Origin of the sequence: Pseudoxanthomonas sp. Root630, from assembly GCF_001427585.1 — a bacterium.
GTDB lineage: Bacteria > Pseudomonadota > Gammaproteobacteria > Xanthomonadales > Xanthomonadaceae > Pseudoxanthomonas_A.
Genome location: NZ_LMGY01000012.1, coordinates 115,188 through 134,660, shown reverse-complemented (window position 1 = coordinate 134,660; position 19,473 = coordinate 115,188). Strand labels below are relative to the sequence as shown.

General features: G+C 63.4%; 14 protein-coding genes. 7 read left to right on the top strand and 7 right to left on the bottom strand.

All coding sequences use genetic code 11. The features are described from left to right. Positions 1-71 precede the first annotated feature (71 nt). From ASD72_RS06800 to ASD72_RS06780, 5 genes are all read left to right on the top strand, one after another. Complete coding sequence (locus ASD72_RS06800; protein WP_056879183.1) at positions 72-674, top strand: YSC84-related protein; 603 nt, start codon at positions 72-74, stop codon at positions 672-674. A 2-nt stretch (positions 675-676) separates the two neighbouring features. Further along, entirely contained in the window at positions 677-2,926 is a 2,250-nt protein-coding gene (locus ASD72_RS06795; RefSeq protein ID WP_081420188.1) for a patatin-like phospholipase family protein, read from the top strand. 975 nt (positions 2,927-3,901) lie between these two features. Beyond that, complete coding sequence (locus ASD72_RS06790) at positions 3,902-4,741, top strand: chorismate mutase (protein WP_056879181.1); 840 nt, start codon at positions 3,902-3,904, stop codon at positions 4,739-4,741. Next, on the top strand, positions 4,738-5,754 hold the full coding sequence (gene nadA / locus ASD72_RS06785; RefSeq protein ID WP_056879180.1) for a quinolinate synthase NadA: 1,017 nt from the start codon (positions 4,738-4,740) through the stop codon (positions 5,752-5,754). The genes ASD72_RS06790 and nadA overlap by 4 nt, the downstream gene beginning before the upstream one ends. Continuing rightward, positions 5,751-7,202, top strand: a complete 1,452-nt coding sequence (locus ASD72_RS06780; protein WP_056879179.1) for an FAD-binding protein — start codon at positions 5,751-5,753, stop codon at positions 7,200-7,202. Before nadA ends, ASD72_RS06780 begins: the two co-directional genes overlap by 4 nt. A 57-nt stretch (positions 7,203-7,259) precedes the next feature. On the opposite strand, the gene ASD72_RS06775 is transcribed toward ASD72_RS06780, so the two are convergent. The 4 genes from ASD72_RS06775 to ASD72_RS06760 form a co-directional block, all read right to left on the bottom strand. After that, the gene (locus ASD72_RS06775) at positions 7,260-8,147 is read right to left on the bottom strand and encodes a U32 family peptidase (protein WP_056879178.1); all 888 of its coding nucleotides are present in this window, start codon (positions 8,145-8,147) and stop codon (positions 7,260-7,262) included. Between the two features lie 4 nt (positions 8,148-8,151). Next, positions 8,152-9,147 carry a peptidase U32 family protein gene (locus ASD72_RS06770; protein WP_056879177.1) on the bottom strand — a complete coding sequence of 332 codons (996 nt, stop codon included), beginning with the start codon at positions 9,145-9,147 and terminating at the stop codon, positions 8,152-8,154. After that, positions 9,147-10,679 carry a UbiD family decarboxylase gene (locus tag ASD72_RS06765; protein WP_056879176.1) on the bottom strand — a complete coding sequence of 511 codons (1,533 nt, stop codon included), beginning with the start codon at positions 10,677-10,679 and terminating at the stop codon, positions 9,147-9,149. Before ASD72_RS06765 ends, ASD72_RS06770 begins: the two co-directional genes overlap by 1 nt. A gap of 94 nt (positions 10,680-10,773) precedes the next feature. Continuing rightward, positions 10,774-12,159: a hypothetical protein gene (locus ASD72_RS06760; protein WP_235577953.1), complete on the bottom strand. Its 1,386-nt coding sequence runs from the start codon at positions 12,157-12,159 to the stop codon at positions 10,774-10,776. A gap of 315 nt (positions 12,160-12,474) precedes the next feature. Between ASD72_RS06760 and ASD72_RS06755 the strand changes: the two genes are divergently transcribed. Continuing rightward, on the top strand, positions 12,475-14,454 hold the full coding sequence (locus ASD72_RS06755; protein ID WP_056879175.1) for a pyridoxal-dependent decarboxylase: 1,980 nt from the start codon (positions 12,475-12,477) through the stop codon (positions 14,452-14,454). A gap of 137 nt (positions 14,455-14,591) precedes the next feature. On the opposite strand, the gene ASD72_RS06750 is transcribed toward ASD72_RS06755, so the two are convergent. The 3 genes from ASD72_RS06750 to ASD72_RS06740 are packed head-to-tail and all read right to left on the bottom strand — an operon-like array spanning position 14,592 to position 17,227. Next, entirely contained in the window at positions 14,592-15,239 is a 648-nt protein-coding gene (locus ASD72_RS06750) for an anaerobic ribonucleoside-triphosphate reductase activating protein (RefSeq protein WP_235577952.1), read from the bottom strand. 14 nt (positions 15,240-15,253) lie between these two features. Beyond that, positions 15,254-15,445: an anaerobic ribonucleoside-triphosphate reductase gene (nrdD, locus tag ASD72_RS06745; protein WP_056879173.1), complete on the bottom strand. Its 192-nt coding sequence runs from the start codon at positions 15,443-15,445 to the stop codon at positions 15,254-15,256. A gap of 54 nt (positions 15,446-15,499) precedes the next feature. Beyond that, the gene (locus ASD72_RS06740) at positions 15,500-17,227 is read right to left on the bottom strand and encodes a ribonucleoside triphosphate reductase (protein ID WP_200948842.1); all 1,728 of its coding nucleotides are present in this window, start codon (positions 17,225-17,227) and stop codon (positions 15,500-15,502) included. Between the two features lie 241 nt (positions 17,228-17,468). Between ASD72_RS06740 and ASD72_RS06735 the strand changes: the two genes are divergently transcribed. Further along, positions 17,469-19,433, top strand: a complete 1,965-nt coding sequence (locus ASD72_RS06735) for a TonB-dependent receptor (RefSeq protein ID WP_162250352.1) — start codon at positions 17,469-17,471, stop codon at positions 19,431-19,433. The last annotated feature ends 40 nt before the right edge of the window (positions 19,434-19,473 follow it).

The window sequence follows — 19,473 nt, the reverse complement described above, 5'->3', positions numbered from 1 at the left end:
TCCGTCCGGACCATGCAGAATCCGGAGCGAGCCGATGGCGGGAATGATGTCGGCGTGCTGAGGACGCTCGCATGATCCGCACCCTCCTGATGGTGTCCCTGAGCTTGCTGCTGGGTTGCAGCACCACGGCCGACTCCGGCGGCTCATCGATCCAGCCGACCCCGGCGTCATCCACGACAGCGGCCGTCGCCGAGGAGCGCCAACACCGACGCGAGCAGGCGGCAAGCATCCTGCAATCGCTCTACGCGCGCCAACCCAAGGCACGACAGTCCGTGACGGACGCCTATGGCTACGCGGTGTTCCGCAACCTGGGCATGAAGCTGCTCGTCGCCGGCAGCGGCAGCGGCAAGGGAATCGCCGTCGAGAATGCCACCGGGCGCGAGACGTTCATGAAGATGGCCGAGATCCAGGCAGGCTTGGGCTTCGGCGCCAAGCGGTACAACCTGATCTGGGTGTTCGCATCGCGGCAGGCGTTCGACAGCTTCATCCATAGCGGCATCGAAATCGGTGGACAGGCGACGGTCGCCGCGAAAGCCGGCGATGCGGGTGGCGACGCCGCCGGCGCGGTCCAGGTAGCGGACGGCGTCTGGGTCTATCAGCTGACCGAGGACGGACTCGCTGCCGAGCTGACCGTCAAGGGAACGCGCTACTACCGCGATCGCGATCTGGACTGACCGTGGCGCTTCACCCGCGCCTGACGGTTGGGGTTGCGTGCACCCTGTTCCTGTCGCTGTTGATGGTCTGTGCGCGAGCGAGCGCGGCTCCGCCCGATCCTGCAACACCGCCCACCGAGTGCGTCGGGCTCGTGCTGGGCGGCGGAGGTGCGCGAGGCGCCGCCCATATCGGCGTACTGCACGTCATGGAACGGGAGCGCATTCCCGTGTGCCAGATCGCCGGCACCAGCATGGGCGCGATCGTCGGCGGCCTGTACGCGAGCGGCTATACGACCGACGAACTGCAGACGTTGATCGAGACCCTGGATTGGGCCGATCTGTTCATCGATGACGCGCCGCGCCTGGACCAGCCCATGCGTCGCAAGGACGCGGACTTCCGCTACCTGTTGAACCTGGAGCTCGGCTTCAGTCACGGGAAGGTCGTCATGCCCGGCGGTCTGGTGCAGGGCCAGAAGCTGCTCCTGCTGCTGCGCCGCCTGACGCTGTCCACGTGGGATGTGGAAACGTTCGACGCGCTTCCCATCCGGTTCCGCGCAGTCGCCGCCGACATCGGCACGGGCCAGCGCGTCGTGTTCGAACGTGGCGACCTCGCGCTGGCGATCCGCTCCAGCATGTCCGTGCCCGGCGCATTCGCGCCGTTGCGCGTGGATGGAAGGCTGCTGGTCGATGGCGGCATGGTCGACAACGTGCCCATCGATGTCGTCCGCGACATGGGTGCCGGACGGCTCGTCGTCGTCGACGTCGGCTCTCCCCTGCATGACGAGGCGGCGCTCACCAACCCGCTCGCCATCATGGACCAGATGATCGGCGCCCTGATGATCGAGAAGACCCAGCGCCAGTTGGCCACACTCGCGCCTGATGATGTACTGATCCGGCCGGAACTCGGCGACCTGACTGCCTCCGAGTTCAACCGCGGCAGCGAGGCCATCGCCGCCGGCGTCGCCGCCGCAGAGGCGGCCGTGCCCGCACTGCGGCGCTATGCGGTAGACGAGGCACGCTACGCGGCGTATCGCGACGCGCAACGCAAGCGTGCATTCGATCCCGGGCTGGTCAATTTCCTCGAGATCGCGCCCGGGCGTTCCGCGGCATCCAGCGCACGCATCGAGCGCGCACTACGTGGCGACGTCGGCAGGCCGCTGGACGTCGAACGCCTGGAACAGCAGTTGGGCGTCGCCTACAGTGCAAGCCGATTCCAGCAGCTGGACTATCGTCTGATCGAGCGGAATGGCGTGCGGGGCCTGGCAATCGAGCCTACCGATCGCCCCTGGTCGGTATTCGGCAAGTTCGGCTTCCAGCTAAGCGATGATTTCGCGGGACGCAACAGCTACATGATCTCCTCCGAGCTCACCGTGGCCGACGTCAATCGCTGGGGCGCGGAGTGGCTGACGATGCTGCGCGCCGGCCGTATCAGCGGCGTACGCACCGAGTTCCACCAGCCGATGGGGGGTGCCGGCCTGTTCTACGTACAGCCGTCGCTGCTGGCGGAATCCGAAACGCTGCCGCTATGGCTGCAGGACCAACAGATCGCCGAGTACCGGGTGAAACGCCGTGAGGTCGCCGTCGCTTTCGGGTACACCCCGACCAACACGTTCAGGGTCAGCGCCGACCTGGCGCGCGGGCGGGACCGGAGCGAAGAGCTTGTCGGGAATCCATTGGACTTCGATCGCGACCGCCAGGATTTCGCCGTCATCAGGCTCAATGCCACGTGGGATTCGTTGGACAGCATCGACTTCCCGACCCGGGGGTGGCGCCTGAGTGCGGATTACGAAATGTATCGCGACATGCTCGGTAGCAACGTCGAGGGCGATGTCGCAAGGATCACCGGAGATTGGGCGCACGCCTGGGGACGCTATCACCTGCTGGTGGGCGCACATGCCAGCAGCGCGGTGGACGACGATCATTTCTTCCGCGCACAGGACTTTCTGGGCGGGTTCCTCAATCTTTCGGGATACGACGAGCGCGCCCTGTTCGGCAACCAGACGGCGCTGCTCCGCACCGTGGTCTACCGCAGGACCGGCGACACGAGCAGGTTGTTCTCTTTGCCACTCTATGTGGGCGCCAGCCTGGAAACAGGCAACGCGTGGCTATCCCGCGATAGCGTCGACGGCGGCGAGCTGATCGTCGCGGGCAGCATCTTCGCGGGCGTCGATACGCCGCTTGGCCCCATGTTCCTGGCCTATGGCTACAACGATGATGGACACGGGGCGTGGTACCTGACGTTCGGCTCGTTGCTGCGCCCGGTCGTCAGGTAACGCCCGGGCATGAACTTCTCGCAGGCATGCGCCAGACAACGGCCAACATCCGCTTGACCCAGCGATCAGGCGGAAAGGTCACGTGTCGGATGGCTGCCGGGATGGGGCAATGTCCGCTTTTGGTCGCAGATTCAATCGGTGGTGTACTGCGCAGGGGCGGTCACCGCCGACGATGGCGATGGCGACTGAGCGAGTTCCGCCTTTCGCTGCTCGAGAGGCGCTCTCTGGCAGCCAGCGCCAACAGCCGCGGCCGCCAGTAGCGCGGCCGCATAGTGAGCGTTCCGCATGTCGTTTCCTTCCAGGGCAGGGCCGATGACCTGCTCGCAGGAGCGAGGTGGTGGCACGTTGATGCCAGTGGCGATACCCGTCCAAACGGATCCGTGGCGGGCCCGACCCTCCACCACAGAGTCAGGCTCGAGCGTCGCACGCGCCCATCACGCGGAAAATCGAAAATAGACTGGCCAGGTCCCAGTAAAACTACTGATCGACCTTTCCCAAGGGGCATCGCAGCTTGCATGCGGCAACGCGTCCGCTTCGGGTCGGAAGCTACCTTTTTTTGTGGCGAACCCCCAGACGGCACTGTGATCCAGAGACACGAGGCCATGTTTGTCAAACCCTCGTGGAAATCCCAGCCCTGCCGCTGATTTTCCAGCGAGCCGCCGACGAGCACCATGCTGCATTTGACGAAACGTGGCATCCAGCCGCGCCGCCTCGAGAAGGCGGCCTGCCGCACATCCGATAGCGCGGCCTCGACGCCCTCGATCTGCCCCCTTGGGGGCCCTCTCGCTGACTGTCTTGAGGGGTGCCAACCAGCTCACGCGCCGCGACATCTCTTAGCAGCCCTACATCACGCCCCTTGATCTGGGTCAATGGCAAGGGACTGTGTGCTCCCTAGGATGGGGCACTGCCGAGTCCCGTTCGGACGTCACGTCTTGCCATGAGCACCCTCCTCACCACGAATGAAGCCGGCGCGCCATGGTGATGTGGCTTGGCCATCTGGCTCTATCCGGCACTAGGCTTGCCATCGACCGAATCGATGATCGCATGGTCGTGCTGTTTTCCTATCGGCAGCGACTGGCCGCCTCGGCTGGGAAGATCAAGGCGCGCGCGGGCATGCATCGCCTGGACACGACACGCGAAGAGCAGGTGATCACGCGTGCGCGGGACAAGGCACGGCGTTGCGGGCTTGATCCCGACAGCAGCGAACGCCTTATGTCATTGCTCATTGCACATGCACATCAGCGGCAATGCGACGCAGCATTTCAACAGAACTCATCGCAGGCACCCATCATGTCCACATTTGAATTCTCGCATGTCACCGATTCAGTGCTCAGAGCGCTCCCGCCTCCGCGCTACTGGCGCCCGCTGGCGAAGCGCATTCCCATCTCGTGGCAGCACATCGCGGTGCCCCGACTGCTCACGCAGGCACTCGCATCACCGGATGCATTGCATAGCCTGCAACCGATTGTCGGACGCCATATCGGCATCAAAGTGAGCGACCTGGGGTTGAGCTGGGTGCTAAGCCTGGACGGCGAACGACTCCTGTGGAGCAATTCCGAGCCAGAAGCCACCGTCTCCGGCTCCGCGACCGACCTTCTGCTGCTGGCTAGCCGCATGGAGGATGCCGACACGCTCTTCTTCCAGCGCCGGCTGATGCTGACGGGGGATACCGAACTCGGCTTGCTGCTGCGCAACCTGCTTGATCGCATGCCTTGGGAGAGCTTTCCGTTGGGTCTGCGCATCATGCTGCAAAGGAGCAGCCGGCTCTTGCTGCGGGCACGACGTGCACACCAGCTCCGCAAGGTGGTGGCGTGAGCCCCGCCGTACGTCCCACATGGTCGCCTGCCCTTGAGGAACGTTATGCCGACGTAATCGAGCGCACTGGTGATGCCGTGCCGTGCCTGGAATGGCCATTCCATCTGCCCTGGATCGATGCGATCCGGCAGCTCAAGCGCGAACGTCGTGCCGTGATCATGGCGCACAGCTACCAGTCACCAGAGATCTTCCATGGTGTGGCCGATATCACGGGTGACTCGCTGGCATTGGCGCAAGCGGCGGCCACCGTCGACCATGATGTAGTTGTCATGTGCGGCGTCCATTTCATGGCAGAAACCACGAAGATCCTCGCGCCGCACCGCACGGTACTCATTCCCGACCTGGAAGCCGGCTGCTCGTTGGCCAGTTCGATCACGCCCGAGGACGTCCGCTCCCTGCGCGCGCGCCATCCCGGCGCCCCGGTGGTCACCTACGTCAATACCAGCGCGGCAGTGAAGGCCGAGTCCGATGCCTGTTGCACATCGGCCAATGCGCTGCAGGTAGTGGAGTCGATGGGAACCGACAAGGTGATCTTCTTGCCCGACCAGTTCCTCGGCCGCCATGTCGCCTCGATGACGCAGGTTGAACTGGTGCTATGGCAGGGCCGTTGCGAGGTCCACGAGCAGTTCACGGCCCAGCAAGTCCGGCATGCGCGCGAGCGGTTCGATGCCCAGGTCATCGCACATCCAGAGTGCCCCCCGGAGGTGCTGGATGAAGCCGACTTCGTCGGCTCCACCACCGCCATGGGAGCCTGGCTCGACCGCGAGCGCCCCGCGCGCGTCGCGCTCATCACGGAATGCTCCATGGGTGACAACCTGCGCACGCGCTTCCCGGATATCGAATTCGTGAAGCCATGCAACTTGTGCCCGCATATGAAGCGGATCACCCTGCCCAAGATCTTCGATTGCCTGCGGGACCTGAAGCACCCGGTAGAGATCGACAGCGACACATCGCGTCGCGCTCGCGCTGCGCTGGAGCGCATGCTCACCGTGGGCAGGCGGGATCGCGTGTGAATCCGTCCGCCCATAGCCTGGTCGTGGTGGGTGCAGGCGTCGGCGGCCTGACGACCGCGTTGTCCGCCGCACCGAGACCTGTGCTTCTAGTGGGAGGTTCGCCCCCGGGAAGTGGAGGATGCACCGCGCTGGCCCAGGGCGGTATCGCGGCGGCCATGGCATTCGACGACTCCGCTGCAGAGCATGCGCGGGACACGATAACGGCTGGCGCAAATCACAACGACCACGAGGCCGTCCAGTATCTGGTGGGCAGCGCGGGCTTGGCCGTTCGCTGGCTGCAGGCACAGGGTATCGACTTCGATCACGACGCTAACGGGCTCCAACTGGGACGCGAAGGTGGCCATGGCTGCTCGCGTATCGTGCATGCCGGTGGCGACGCCAGTGGACACGCATTACTGACAGCGTTGGCGCGGGCAGCACAGCAGGCGCGCCATATCACGTGGCGGGCTCCGGCCTCGCTGGACGCGATCCAACTGTGTGACGGGCGCGTCTCGGGCGTGGCATTGGTCGATCCGGCAACGGGGGTGTCCCAGGAACTCGAGTGTGCCGAGCTGGTACTGGCCACCGGCGGGTGCGGTGCGCTGTTCGCCGCGACCACCAATCCGGCCACGGCCGACGGCAATGGACTGGCGCTCGCGCTTGCGTGCGGCGCACGTCTGCGCGACGCGGAGTTCGTGCAGTTCCACCCCACGGCGCTGGATGTCGAACAGGACGGCGCATTGCCATTGATCACCGAAGCCCTGCGCGGCGCAGGCGCCCGCTTGGTCGATGACGAAGGACGCGCGGTGATGGATACCCGGCATCCCATGGGAGACCTTGCACCACGCGACCATGTGGCACGACGGGTGTGGGAATGCAGACAGGTGGGGGGCCGCGTCTGGCTGGATACAACCTCGCTGAAGGGCGATTGGGAGCAGCGATTCCCGACCGTGTTCGCCCTGTGCGCACGGCACGGCATCGATCCGCGCAGACAGCGTATCCCCGTCACACCAGCGGCGCACTTCCACATGGGCGGCATCTCCGTGGATCTGGATGGATATACCAGCGTACCGGGCCTGTATGCCGTCGGGGAGGTCGCCTGCAACGGCGTGCACGGTGCGAACCGGCTGGCGAGCAATTCATTGTTGGAGGGTGTGGTGTTCGGGCGCCGGCTTGGCGGTCGCCTCGCCGACATCCGGCTGCATGCTCCTTCGCGCGGACAACAGCACTGGGTCGACCGCGGTAGGACTGCAGATTCGCAAGCGCTCGGAGAACTTCGGCAGTTGGCGTGGTCGGCGCTAGGTCCTGTGCGCCACGGCAGTCGCATGATCGAGGCCGAGGGACACATCGCAACCGACGACCAGCTTCATGGGACGTGGCAGGGCAAGTTGATGGCGCGTTTTCTACGCGCAGCGCTGCAGCGCCGGAAGAGCCTGGGCGCGCACTTCCGCGCGGACGAAAGGAAATAAGTTGGTCGTCGAGCGCAGAGAAGACGCTGCGCTCCCCGCGACGACGATTGCTGTCGCTCAGGAAAGCACTGGTCCCGCCAGCGATGCCTTGCCCGGACGCCCACGCCAATAGCCATTGCGTGCACCCAGCCGTGGCGGCGGCACCGGCGATCGCAACATCGCATGAAAATGCTCCACCACGCCCGCCATGTCGTCATGCTGCGGCGACAGGCGGAGGATATCGACGCCACAGGCGGCCAGTTCGTCGCGCTCTGGCGCCATATCGATGGTTTCCATGCCCTGCACCTGGATACCGTTGATCACCATGAAAGGTTCACCCTCACGGGTGTTCAACGGCAAGCCGTCCGGATGTTCGATACAGCGGAAGCCACATTGATCTTTTGGCACGTCCGCCGCGCGTGCGGTAAAGCACCGTGCCGAATACGCCAGCGGCAACCTGCCCCATGCCATCACCTCAAGCTCCGGCATGGGTTGGCCATCCGTCTCCATGGCCATGCGCAACTCCTGCAGCAGTTCCTGTCCCTGTTCGACGCTGGGCACCCAGCGCCGAAGCCCGTCCTCGATCAGGAGTTGCATGGCGTAGTGGTTGTAGACGTTCAGCGTCGGCCCCGCTACAAAGGAGAGTCCGCGCTCGCGGCACGTCTGCACGGCGGACAGGTCGTTCGCTTCGAGCAGAAAGCGGCCGTTGCCGGCCAGGCGCTGCACCACCCCTAGCTCGGACTCGGCCTCGATCAACGCCAGCGTCGACAGGACGACCTCCTTGCCACTGGCGGCGAGCCTCTCCGCCAACGCAAGCCAGTCGCGTGTGCGCAACTCGCGTCGTTTGCTGCAGATGGTTTCGCCCAGGTAAATGATGTCAACAGGCCATTCCGCGGCATCACGATAGAAGGACAACACGCGCTCACGCGGCCAGAAGTATTGAAGGGGACCAAGGCTCAGTTTCATCGATTCAATGCCATGCACGGTGGTAGGGACCCAGCGTGGTCTGCCGTCCTTCCGCATGGGACGCCAGCGTGTCCTGCCATTGCTGCCGGGCTTCCCAGCCGTGGGGTACGCGTCGTTGCTGATCGATGGCTTCGCGCCATACGCGGGTGACCGATCCCACGTAGGCGGAACCGCGCTGACGACCCTCGATCTTCAGCGCCGCCACGCCGGCCTGCGCCAGGCGCGGCAGCAATTCCAGGGTATTCAGGCTGGTGGGCTCCTCCAGCGCATGGAATACCTCCCCACCGACGTCGTAGCGCCCCTTGCACACCGTTGGGTAGCCTGCGGGTTCGGCGGGGGCGAAGCGATCTATCAGCACGCCATTCAGGCGAACGCTGCGGCCAGAGGGCTCTTCTTCCCAACGCACGAACGAGGCAGGTGAGCACACGCCATGGCGGTTGGGTGATGCACCCGTGACATAACTGGACAGCTGGCATCGGCCCTCGACCATGATGCACAAGCTACCGAAGGCGAACACCTCCAATGGTACCGGCGAGACGGAACACAACCGCTCGACCTGCTGGATGGACAGCACGCGCGGCAACACCGCACGGGAGATATCGAACCGATCATGCGCGTAGCGCAGCGCAGCGGCGGTCGTCGCGGATCCCTGCACCGAGAGGTGACGCGGCAAGCCTGGATGGCGGGTACTCGCATAGTGCAGCACCGCCATCTCCGCCGCGATGATCGCATCCATGCCCAGTGCGGCCGCATGATCGACCGCACGCTGCCATTGGGACAGGCGCGCACTGTCGGGGTACGTGTTCAGCGCCACATAGACCTTCCGGCCACGCGCATGCGCATAGGCCACCCCTTGGCACATCTCTTCCTCGTCGAAGTTCAATCCTGGAAAAGCGCGTGCGTTGGTCTGGTCGCGAAAACCGACATAGACCGCGTCGGCGCCGGCATCGATCGCAGTACGAAGGGCCGGCAGGTTGCCGGCGGGACAGACGAGTTGCATCAGTGTCTCCTGGATGCTGGGGGACGTTTCGCCCATGCGGGCGCCGCGTCGGCACTCGCGTCGGACCGTGCTCGGCAGATCTGCTCCCACAGCGCGTCAACGCGCTTCTCCACGCCGGGATCAGGGGTGATGGGACGCCCCCATTCGCGATCGCTCTCGCCCTTCCATTTGCGCGTGGCGTCCAGACCCAGTTTGGAGCCCAGTCCCGCTACCGGCGACGCGAAATCGAGGTAATCAATGGGAGTTCGCTCAACGAGCATGCTGTCGCGCGCGGGATCGACGCGGGTCGAAACCGCCCAGATCACCTGGGCCCAATCCCGCACGTCGATGTCCTCGTCGGTGACGATGACGAACTTGGTGTAAGTGAACTGCCGCAAGTAAGACCACACCCCCATCATCACGCGTCGGGCGTGGCCGGCGTATTGCTTGCGGATGCTGATCACTGCCACCCGGTACGAGCAGGCTTCAGGCGGAAGGTAGAAATCGACAATCTCGGGAAACACCTTGCGCAGGATCGGGACGAAGACCTCGTTGAGGGCCATCGACAGCACCGACGGCTCGTCGAATGGGGAACGCCCCATGTAGCTGCCGTGATAGATCGCGCCGGCACGCATGCGCATGCGTTTGATCGTCATGACGGGGAACTGATCCTGGGCGTTGTAGTAGCCGGTGTGATCGCCGAATGGCCCTTCCAGTGCGGTGTCGCCGGGATGGATGAAGCCTTCAAGCAGAATCTCCGCACTCGCGGGCGCATCCAATCCCGTCAGCTCGCTGTGCCAGATACGCGTGCGCGATGCCCGCAACAGTCCGGCAAACTCATACTCCGACAACGTATCCGGCACCGGCGCCACTGCAGCGAGCAAGGTAGCCGGATCCGCGCCGATCGCCACCAGGACCGGGAATGGATGTCCTGGGTTCGCGTCCTGCCAGCTTGCGTAGTCCAGCGCACCGCCACGATGCGGCAGCCACCGCATGATCACGCGGTCACGACCGATCAGCTGCTGGCGGTAGATCGCTACGTTCTGTCGGGGCTGGCGAGTTCCGCGCGTGATCACCAGCCCGAACGTGATCAGACGACCCACGTCCTCTGGCCAGCATCGCTGGATAGGCAGCCGGCCAAGATCGATGTCATCCCCCTCCAGAACGTGCTCATTGAAAGCGGCATCCATCGTTTTTCGTGGAGCGACGTGCGCCAGCTGCGCCAACTCAGGCCACTGCGCCAACGCGTCACGCAGGCGGCTAGGCCAGCGCGGCTCCTTGATCGATGCCAGAAGCTCACCCAGTTCGCGTAACGATGCGACGGGCCGGTCGGCCATCGCCATCTCGATCCGGCGCCGATGGCCGAACAGATTACCCAGCAACGGATGGTCCGAACCCGCATTACGCATCAGCAAGGCAGGCCCCTCCTCACGCAGCGCGCGCTGGCACAGCGCGGTGCTTTCCAACTCCACGCTTACCGGTGCATCAATCTCATGCAAATCTGTGCGTTCACTCAAATGGCGCAGGAAATGGCGCAGGTCGTGGAAAGCCATCGCTTCTGTTCGAAGTCGGGAGCATCGCATTCTGGCGAGGCTCCCTTTCCTTCGGCTTGACCTGGATCAAGTCCACACCATTCGTCGCCCGGACTCAGCGCGTGTACTGCACCTGCACCCAGAGCTTGTCGGTGTCCACGGTACCCGATGCATGCGCGCTGTTGTAAGCCGCGTACTTCAGCGTCGCCAACCACCCCTTTGCTGCAGGGATCGCCCTGCTGTACGCGGCATTCCATTCGGTACCAAAGCGACGGTCGCCGCGGTCGCTACGGAAGTCATGGTAGGCCACCTGGAGTTTTCCGCCCGCGACGGGCCTGCTCGCCAACAGGTATGCATCACGCAATCCATCGGCCGGTGTCGTGAGAAACACGTCGGCCCATCCCTGGAAGGCGTGCTTGGTTGCCAGCGGTGTCTGGAATGCGCGGTTGCCGACGCCCGCCCCTTTTCCGGAACCCAGCACTTCCTGTCCCAACGTAAATTGTGTTCCAGCCCACGTTCGGCCAGCTTCGATCAGCCTGTAGCGGCTGTCGAGATCCCAGGGATTGTCCGCCAGTGACGATTGCCATGCGTGTTCGACCACGTACGTGGTACCGCCCAGAACTCCCAGCAACCGCAGACCTGTCGTCTTGCTGGACAAGGTTCCCAGAGGAGCCGCAGCGGTTACCGCGACATTGTCCAGCCCAAGGCGATAGTGGTACGCGGTCGCAGTCAAGGATGTCCCGACAACGTACTTGGCATTGAGAAGATGGCTGTGCCCTTCGATGTCTGCAGGCGCGGTTCTGCTCGGCGTGGCCGGTCCATCGGGACCGAATATGGTATCGATGTTACCTATGTAGCCATAGGTCACCGTGGACGCGGGTGTCGGCTTGAACTCGATGACGCCACCGTCGTAGGTCTGCTCGTTCTGCCGCCAGCCGACACCACCAATGAATCGCTGGTTGTCCAGATTGATGCGCTGGCGTCCAACCGTGGCGCTTCCTTTCGCGAAACGGCTCCTGACCAGCAACTGGTTGACTGCCGTGCCCTGTGGATCGGCGACGGTGCCATAGGCGCCTTTCCCGTTGCGCGTATCGTTGTAGTGCTCCGCGCCCAGCGACCGCACATCATCGACCTCTACCAGTCCGCTCAGTCCATGCCAGGTCGCGGTCTGGTACCCCAGCCGGGTGCGCAAGGTGTGGGCACTGGCATCCATCAGCGGACCATCCTGCTCGACATGCTCGAAACGGTAGCGCGCATCGAGGATGATCCGCCCTTCGCTCTCGTCCGCAGGTGCAGCGACGGCGGCGGCGGCCGTAAGGAGCAGTGCCGTCAGCAGTGGTAGGCGCAGCCGATGCGGCCTGAGTGATGATCGAAGCGCAAGGGAGGCTCGCCGCGATGCTCCGGAAGCAGCGACTGGTGCGCCATGGGCGCTGGATTCGTGGTCTTTCCTGGATCCTGTGATGGATGGCGGAAGGAAGATCGTGGTGCTTTGGCTGTGCACGGTGCGGGTCGCTCTGTGGGAATGACGGAAAGGAGAGGCCTATCGGTAGGCATCCATGTCGACGTGGCGGCGGACCTGCGTTGCGCATTCGGTGCTGCCATTGCTGCGACGCATCGCTGAACTGCCGTGGCGTTCCATGTTCCGCAGCGTAGTCGTGCCGATCACCCGTGGCCTTGACTTGCGTCATGCGACTACCCCGTACAGGCGTGGCACTCGCACTTGGCGACTCCCTTGCGCCTCACGACTGCGACCGCCTGTCGCATTCTGTTGATCCAGATCAGGGACTGTCTTTGTTGACGCGTCTAGGCTTCTCCCATGAACAGGACTCACCACAATCAGCATTCGACTGGTTTCAACCCCGTACCAGATAGCGAGAGGCGCACGCTCGATGCCTGCTTCCTCGGTCCTTATGGCGAGAACGACACACTGCTGGAGAAGCTGGTGGTGGAATTCCTGCGGGACCATGTCCATTGGCGCAGGAACTTCCATCCGGAAGACCCGCCGGCTATTCCCACCTCAGCCGCCCAGCATCCGCAATACCAGGCGTTCGAGGCCAGGATGCGGCGTGAACTGCATCAACTGTCGGCCGCACTGAAGCAATCCGTGCCTTTCCACAGCCCACGCTACATCGGCCACATGGCCTCGGATCTGCTCCTGCCGGGTCTCGCGGCCCAGATGCTCGCGCTGCCTTACAACCCCAACAATGTCAGCGAAGACGCGGCACCAATCACCGTGCAGTTGGAGATCCAGGTCGGACTCCAGTTGGCGCGCATGCTCGGCTTTCCCGCCGATCCGTCACGCAAGGACTGCGCCTTCGGGCATCTGACGTCCGGCGGAACGCTGGCCAACTACCAAGCACTACGGCTGGCGCTCGCGCTCAAGGCATTCCCGGTGGCAATGCTTGCAGCAGGGGTGCCTGACATCGACCTACCCGAGGATGTCTGGCAGGCGTTCAACCTGGCTCCGTCTTCCGCAATCGAACTGCTGGAACACTGGCGGTACTGGCTTGCCAGCCAGAACAAGCAGGATCGTCAGCGCTGGCGCACGCGCGTGGATGCACAGCGCATCGAGCATCTTGGGATGGTGAACTTCTTCGCCCGTCACCGCGACGTGCGTCCGCCCTGCGTGCTCGCGCCGATCACGGCGCATTATTCGTGGAGCAAGGGACTGAAATTGCTGGGCCTCGGCAGGGAGCAGCTTCGGTTACTGCCTGTCAACGGCATGCGCCTGGATCCGGCAGCACTGCAGGAAGCACTTGAACACTGCAAATGCGAGCGGCAACCGGTTCTCATGACCGTCGCCGTACTGGGAAGCACGGAGTACGGCACCATCGACCCGATCGATGAGGTGGTGGTTGCACGCGAGCGCTCCAGCAAGCACGGCCTGGGTTTCAGCGTACATGTGGATGCAGCCTGGGGCGGCTATCTGGCCACGCTGTTCCGGCAGCCCGACGGCGAACTACGCCCTTTGCAGGAGATCCAACAGGAGTACCGCGATTTTCCGCGGCCGGAAGTGCACGCCGCATTCTCGGCCCTGTCCCAGGTCGACTCCGTCACCGTCGATCCCCACAAGCTCGGTTACCTCCCCTACGGCACAGGCGCATTCATCTGTCGCGACCATCGCGCGGTGGAACTTCTGTCCGAACATGCAGACTACGTCTTTCGGGAAGGTGGTCCGGATGACTACATGACACGCTACCGACAACTGGGCCAGTTCGTTCCAGAGGGTTCCAAATCCGGTGCCGCCGCCGCCGCCGTCTACGTTACGCACCGTGTGCTGCCGCTGGACCACACCCACTTCGGCCTCATGCCACGGCAAACGGTGCTGGCAGCGGAAGCGTTCCTGGTGCGGGCGCAGCGCTTTGCCGAGGAAATGGGCACGACCATCAAGGCATGCGTGCCGTTCCATCCGGACAGCAACCTGGTCTGCCTTGCGCTTAACCCGTCGGGCAATGACGACATCGCGAAAGCCAACGCCTTCGTCCGGAATCTCCACGATCAGCTGCGCTGCGACCCCCAACAACCATTGCAGATCAAGCAGTTCTTTGCCTCGATCACCACGCTCCAGCGGACGATGATCGGCGATGTCGAAATACACCGCATCCTCACGGGCCTTGGTATCGATCCGGCCACCATGACGGACGACACCGACGCGGACCGGCTGGTGATATTGCGACATACGCTGATGAATCCGTACCTGCTCGATCACGAGAACGGAATCAGCTACATCGATCACTACTTCGACTACCTGACCCTGCACCTGCGGCAGAGCACCTTTCTTCAACCTGCTGGATGATGGCTCCTTCGACCGAGCCCACGACGCTCAACGTATCCTTCACGCAGGATGCGTTGCCCGCTTGAAACTCTCTCGTGCATCCGTGCAATGTACAGTGGCGCCCAGGCATGGCGTGCGGAATAGATTGCGACCCGCAGCTAATGGTGACGAAAGTCGAAGGTCCGGAATCCCACACTGAGTCGCGATAGATCCGGCTTGTCCGCGGGTGCTATGCCACGTCCTTGTTCGCGGCACTCCTGAAGGATCCACGTCGCCACCCCCAGGCCAACAAGATCTTCGGCCAGTTGATACAGATCCGCGGCCGGGAACACCTCCGGACGCCACGTGGTGCGGCACTCGTAGTCGATACCACTGGCCAGTACGCACTCCAACGCTTCGCGAACCGGCGCGGCGCTGCGGCGGCGGCCCGTAATGCGGTCGTAGTGTTGCGCCGGCCCCTTGATATCCAGGCCCACCCAGTCCAACAGCGGCAGCACCTGGCGCAATCGCTCCGGATACATGCCGCCGGTGTGCAGACCAACACGGAACCCCAGTGCCCTCACGTGTGCGATGGCGTCAGGCAGTGCGGCTTGCGAGGTGGGCTCCCCACCGGAGAACACCACGGCATCCAGCAGGCCACGGCGGCGATGCAGGAAGTCCACCACCACGTCCCAGGCCACGCCGTCGCCGGCGCGCGTCGGCAGCAGCTCAGGGTTGTGACAATAGGTGCAGCGCCAGGGACATCCCTGCATGAAGAGCACCGCTGCCAGATGGCCCGGGAAGTCTATCGTGGTCAGCGGCGTCATTCCGCCAATTCGAATCATGCTGCGGCCGGGATCAATCCAGTGCGCGCGCCCTCAACGAAGAAGCGGCGCTCCGCATGCTCTCCCTGCTTGCCGATGTTGAAACTGGAGACGGGACGGTGATAGCCCATCACCCGCGTCCAGACCTCGCAACGCTGGCGCTCTTCTTCGCGCAACACGAATTCTCGGCTTAAGTATGATTCCTGCATGGAAAGTATCCTTGGGTGAGTGAAGCAATAGAATTCATTGGGGTGCGCCCCCGATCAAGCCACCGCTGCGCGATGTTTCATGGCCAAGCGCTCTTCATCGCAATGCGGGCAGAACTCATGTTCGCCGGCCAGGTAGCCATGCGTTGGACAGATCGAGAACGTGGGTGTGATGGTGATGTATGGCAGGCGAAAGCGCGTCAGCGCACGTCGCACCAGGTCGCGACACGCGCGGCCACTGGACAAGCGCTCGCCCATGTAGAGATGCAGTACCGTACCGCCCGTATAGCGCGACTGCAGCGCTTCCTGCCTCTCCAGCGCTTCAAACGGATCGTCCGTGAATCCAACCGGCAACTGCGAAGAGTTGGTGTAATAAGGCTTCTTCTCGCTACCGGCCTGGAGTATGTCAGGCCAGCGCCTGCGATCTTCCTTGGCGAAGCGATATGTGGTGCCCTCCGCCGGCGTTGCTTCCAGGTTGTAGAGGTGGCCGGTCTCCTCCTGGAACCGGACCATATGCTCGCGCACATGGTCCAGCAGGCGTAGTGCAAAGGCATGACCCCACTCGGTGGTGATGTCATGCGCATCGCGGGTGAAGTTCCGGATCATTTCATTGATCCCGTTCACCCCAAGCGTCGAGAAGTGGTTGCGCAGCGATCCCAGATACCGCTTGGTATAGGGAAACAGGCCATCGTCGATCAAAGACTGGATGACGTCTCGCTTGATCTCCAGACTGCGTCGCCCCAGCTCCAGTAGTTCTCCCAACCGTGCGTACAGCGCGTCCTCGTCACCACGGTACAGGTAACCCAACCTTGCACAGTTGACCGTCACCACGCCCAGGCTACCGGTCTGCTCGGCACTGCCGAACAGTCCATTGCCGCGCTTGAGCAGTTCGCGCAGATCCAGCTGCAAGCGACAACACATTGAGCGGATCTGCCCGGGATCCAGCTCGGAGTTGATGAAGTTCTGGAAGTACGGAAGCCCGTACTTGGCCGTCATCTCGAACAGCCTCTGTGCATTCTCCGACTCCCAGGGAAAATCAGGGGTGATGTTGTAGGTCGGGATGGGGAAGGTGAACACGCGGCCACGCGCGTCGCCCGCGCTCATCACTTCGATGTACGCGCGGTTGATCATGTCCATCTCGACCTGCAGCTCACCGTAGGTGAACAGCATTTCCTCGCCGGCAATGAAGGGAGTCTGGTGGCGCAGGTCCTCCGGACACACCCAGTCAAAGGTCAAATTGGTGAAGGGGGTCTGCGTGCCCCACCGCGACGGCACGTTGAGGTTGAAGATCAGTTCCTGGATGGCCTGCCGGACCGTTTCGTAAGACAGGCGGTCCTTGCGCACGAATGGCGCCATGTACGTATCGAACGAGGAGAACGCCTGCGCTCCGGCCCATTCGTTCTGCAGGGTGCCCATGAAATTGACGATCTGCCCCACGGCTGAGGACAAATGCTTCGGTGGGCCGGCTTCCACCTTGTTGGACACGCCGTTGAAGCCTTCATACAACAGCGTGCGCAGCGACCAGCCAGCGCAGTAGCCCGCCAGCATGTCCAAGTCGTGGATATGCAGATCGCCTTCACGATGCGCCCTCCCCACTTCCGCCGGATAGACATGGGACAGCCAGTAATTAGCCGTGACTTTGCCGGACACATTCAGGATCAACCCGCCCAAGGAATATCCCTGGTTCGCATTGGCATTGACCCGCCAATCGGTGCGGGAGAGGTACTCCTGGACCGAAGTCACGGGATCCACCACGGCCTGCAAGAGGTCGCTTTCCTTTGCCATATCACCCTCCCCATATCACTACATGTGGTGGGAACTCTCGCCTAAAACCACCACCTGTAGTTTGATCTAGGTCAAGTCACATCCATCTCAATCTGCTCTGAACTATCCCTCCCTCTCCTGATGTTGCCTTGATTCAGGTCAAGGCGAATGAGAACCAATCTTGTTTACATGGCGTGAAGGGATGCACGCCAGCAGGTCGCCAGCCAGACGCACCCACCACTGCCCTCCTGGAGACCCCCCAATGCGCCACCCACTGCATGTTTCGCGCCGCCACCGGCAACCCATGCGCCTTGCCGCCCTGCCCGTGCTGCTCGCTGCCTGCTTGTCGGCCCAGGCAGCCGAGGAAGCAGATCGTGCCTTGACCGAATTCGATGCCGTTGTGGTCACCGCCACAGCGAGCGAGCGCAGCGTCGAACGCGCGCCCGCCAGCGTTACCGTGATCACTGGCGAAGAGCTGCGCGCCCGACCGGCACGCGATGTGCTGGACGCCATCCGCGACGCCCCGGGCCTCAATATTCGCCCCGTCGGCAGCCTCGGGCGCCGGGTGGTCAGCATTCGCGGGATGGAAAGCCGACATACCCTGGTACTGGTGGATGGCGAGCGCATTGCGGCCACCGACCAGGTGTTTGGCCTGAGCGACCTGCAGTTCGGTTGGGTGCCGCTGGAAGCGATCGAGCGCGTTGAGATCGTGCGCGGTCCCCTGTCCTCACTCTACGGCTCCGACGCGCTGGGAGGCGTAATCAACATCATTACCCGCGCCGCCGGCAAACAATGGGGCGGTGGTGCCCGCATGAGTGCCGGCGCACCCACGGAAGACGACGGTGGCGAGCAACGCCAAGCCAGCGTGCACCTGTCCGGGCCGCTGGGTGACCGACTATCCCTGACCGTCGATGGGGCTTGGCAGAAGCAGCAAGCATTACCCGAGCCCGACGAGGCCCGACTAGATCAGCGCGAGGGTCAGGAACAGGCCACGCTGCGTGCCAGGCTCCAATGGAAACCCGCCGATGATCATCGGTTGGCGCTCACGGTGATGAAGAGTGACGAGGATCGCTGGTACAACACCAGCAACACCGCGCGCACGCTCTACTACCAGCAGTCCTACGATTTCGACCGCACCCAGATCGGCATCAGCTACGACGGTGAAATCGGTGGCGGCCATCTGCGCTTGGCGGGCCAAATTGCCAACATCCACCAGCGTCAGCGCAACACACAAGGTGTCGCACCCTCGCCAGAACAAGAGGCCGGCGATACCACCCTCAACGGCCACTATGGCATTGCCTTGGGCCGCAGCCATCGGCTCACCGCCGGTTTCGAGGGCCGGGAAGAGAGGTTGGAGCACCCTTCCTTCGTGAGCGGCGAAGCCACCGTAAAGCAGTACGCAGGTTTCCTGCAGGACGAGTGGGCACTGACCGAGCAGTTCGATCTGGTCTACGGCGCGCGCCTGGACAAGCATGACCTGTTCGGCAGCGAGGTCAGCCCACGCATCTACGCGGTCTGGCAACCCGCCGAGCGCTGGACGGTGAAAGGCGGCTATTCGCGCGGCTTCAAGGCGCCGATGCTCAAGCAGATTTCCCCGGACTATCGCTTCGACGGCCCCCACAGCTTCATTGGCAACCCCGATGTGCAACCAGAGAAGAGCGATAACCTGGAATTGTCGGTGGGCTATTCCACGGATGCGTTCTGGTGGCGCGCCACGGCCTATCGAAACACCGTCGAAGACCTGATCGATTCGGTGTGCATCGAGTTTTGCAGCCGGCCCCTACGCAGGCTCTACCGCTATGAGAATGTCGATGACGTGCGCATCCGTGGCGCGGAGTTGGAGGCCGGCGTCGACTTGCCGGCCAACTTCCGCCTCAGTGGTAACTACGCCTACAACGACGTTCGGGACGAGTCCGACGACGCGCGCCTTCCAGAGCGGCCGCTGCAGACCGGCAACGCACGCCTAGCCTGGGCCAGTGCTGACAATGGCTGGCAGCTGGAACTGCGCTACGACTACACAGGACGCCAGCTGACCGCCGGCAGCACCCCGCAGCGACAGCCTTCCTATGGCTTGTGGAACACCTCCGTCAAACGTCGCTTCGGTGAGCGCGTTGATCTGCAAGTGGGCGTGGAGAACCTGACCGACCATCGCGTCGAGGAAGATGGCATCTTCAACTATCGGGAGCGCGGTCGTTACGCCTACGCCATGCTCGGCGTCAGGTTCTGAGCATGGCTTACCGACGGCTCCGATGGCGCGCGCTGTGGCT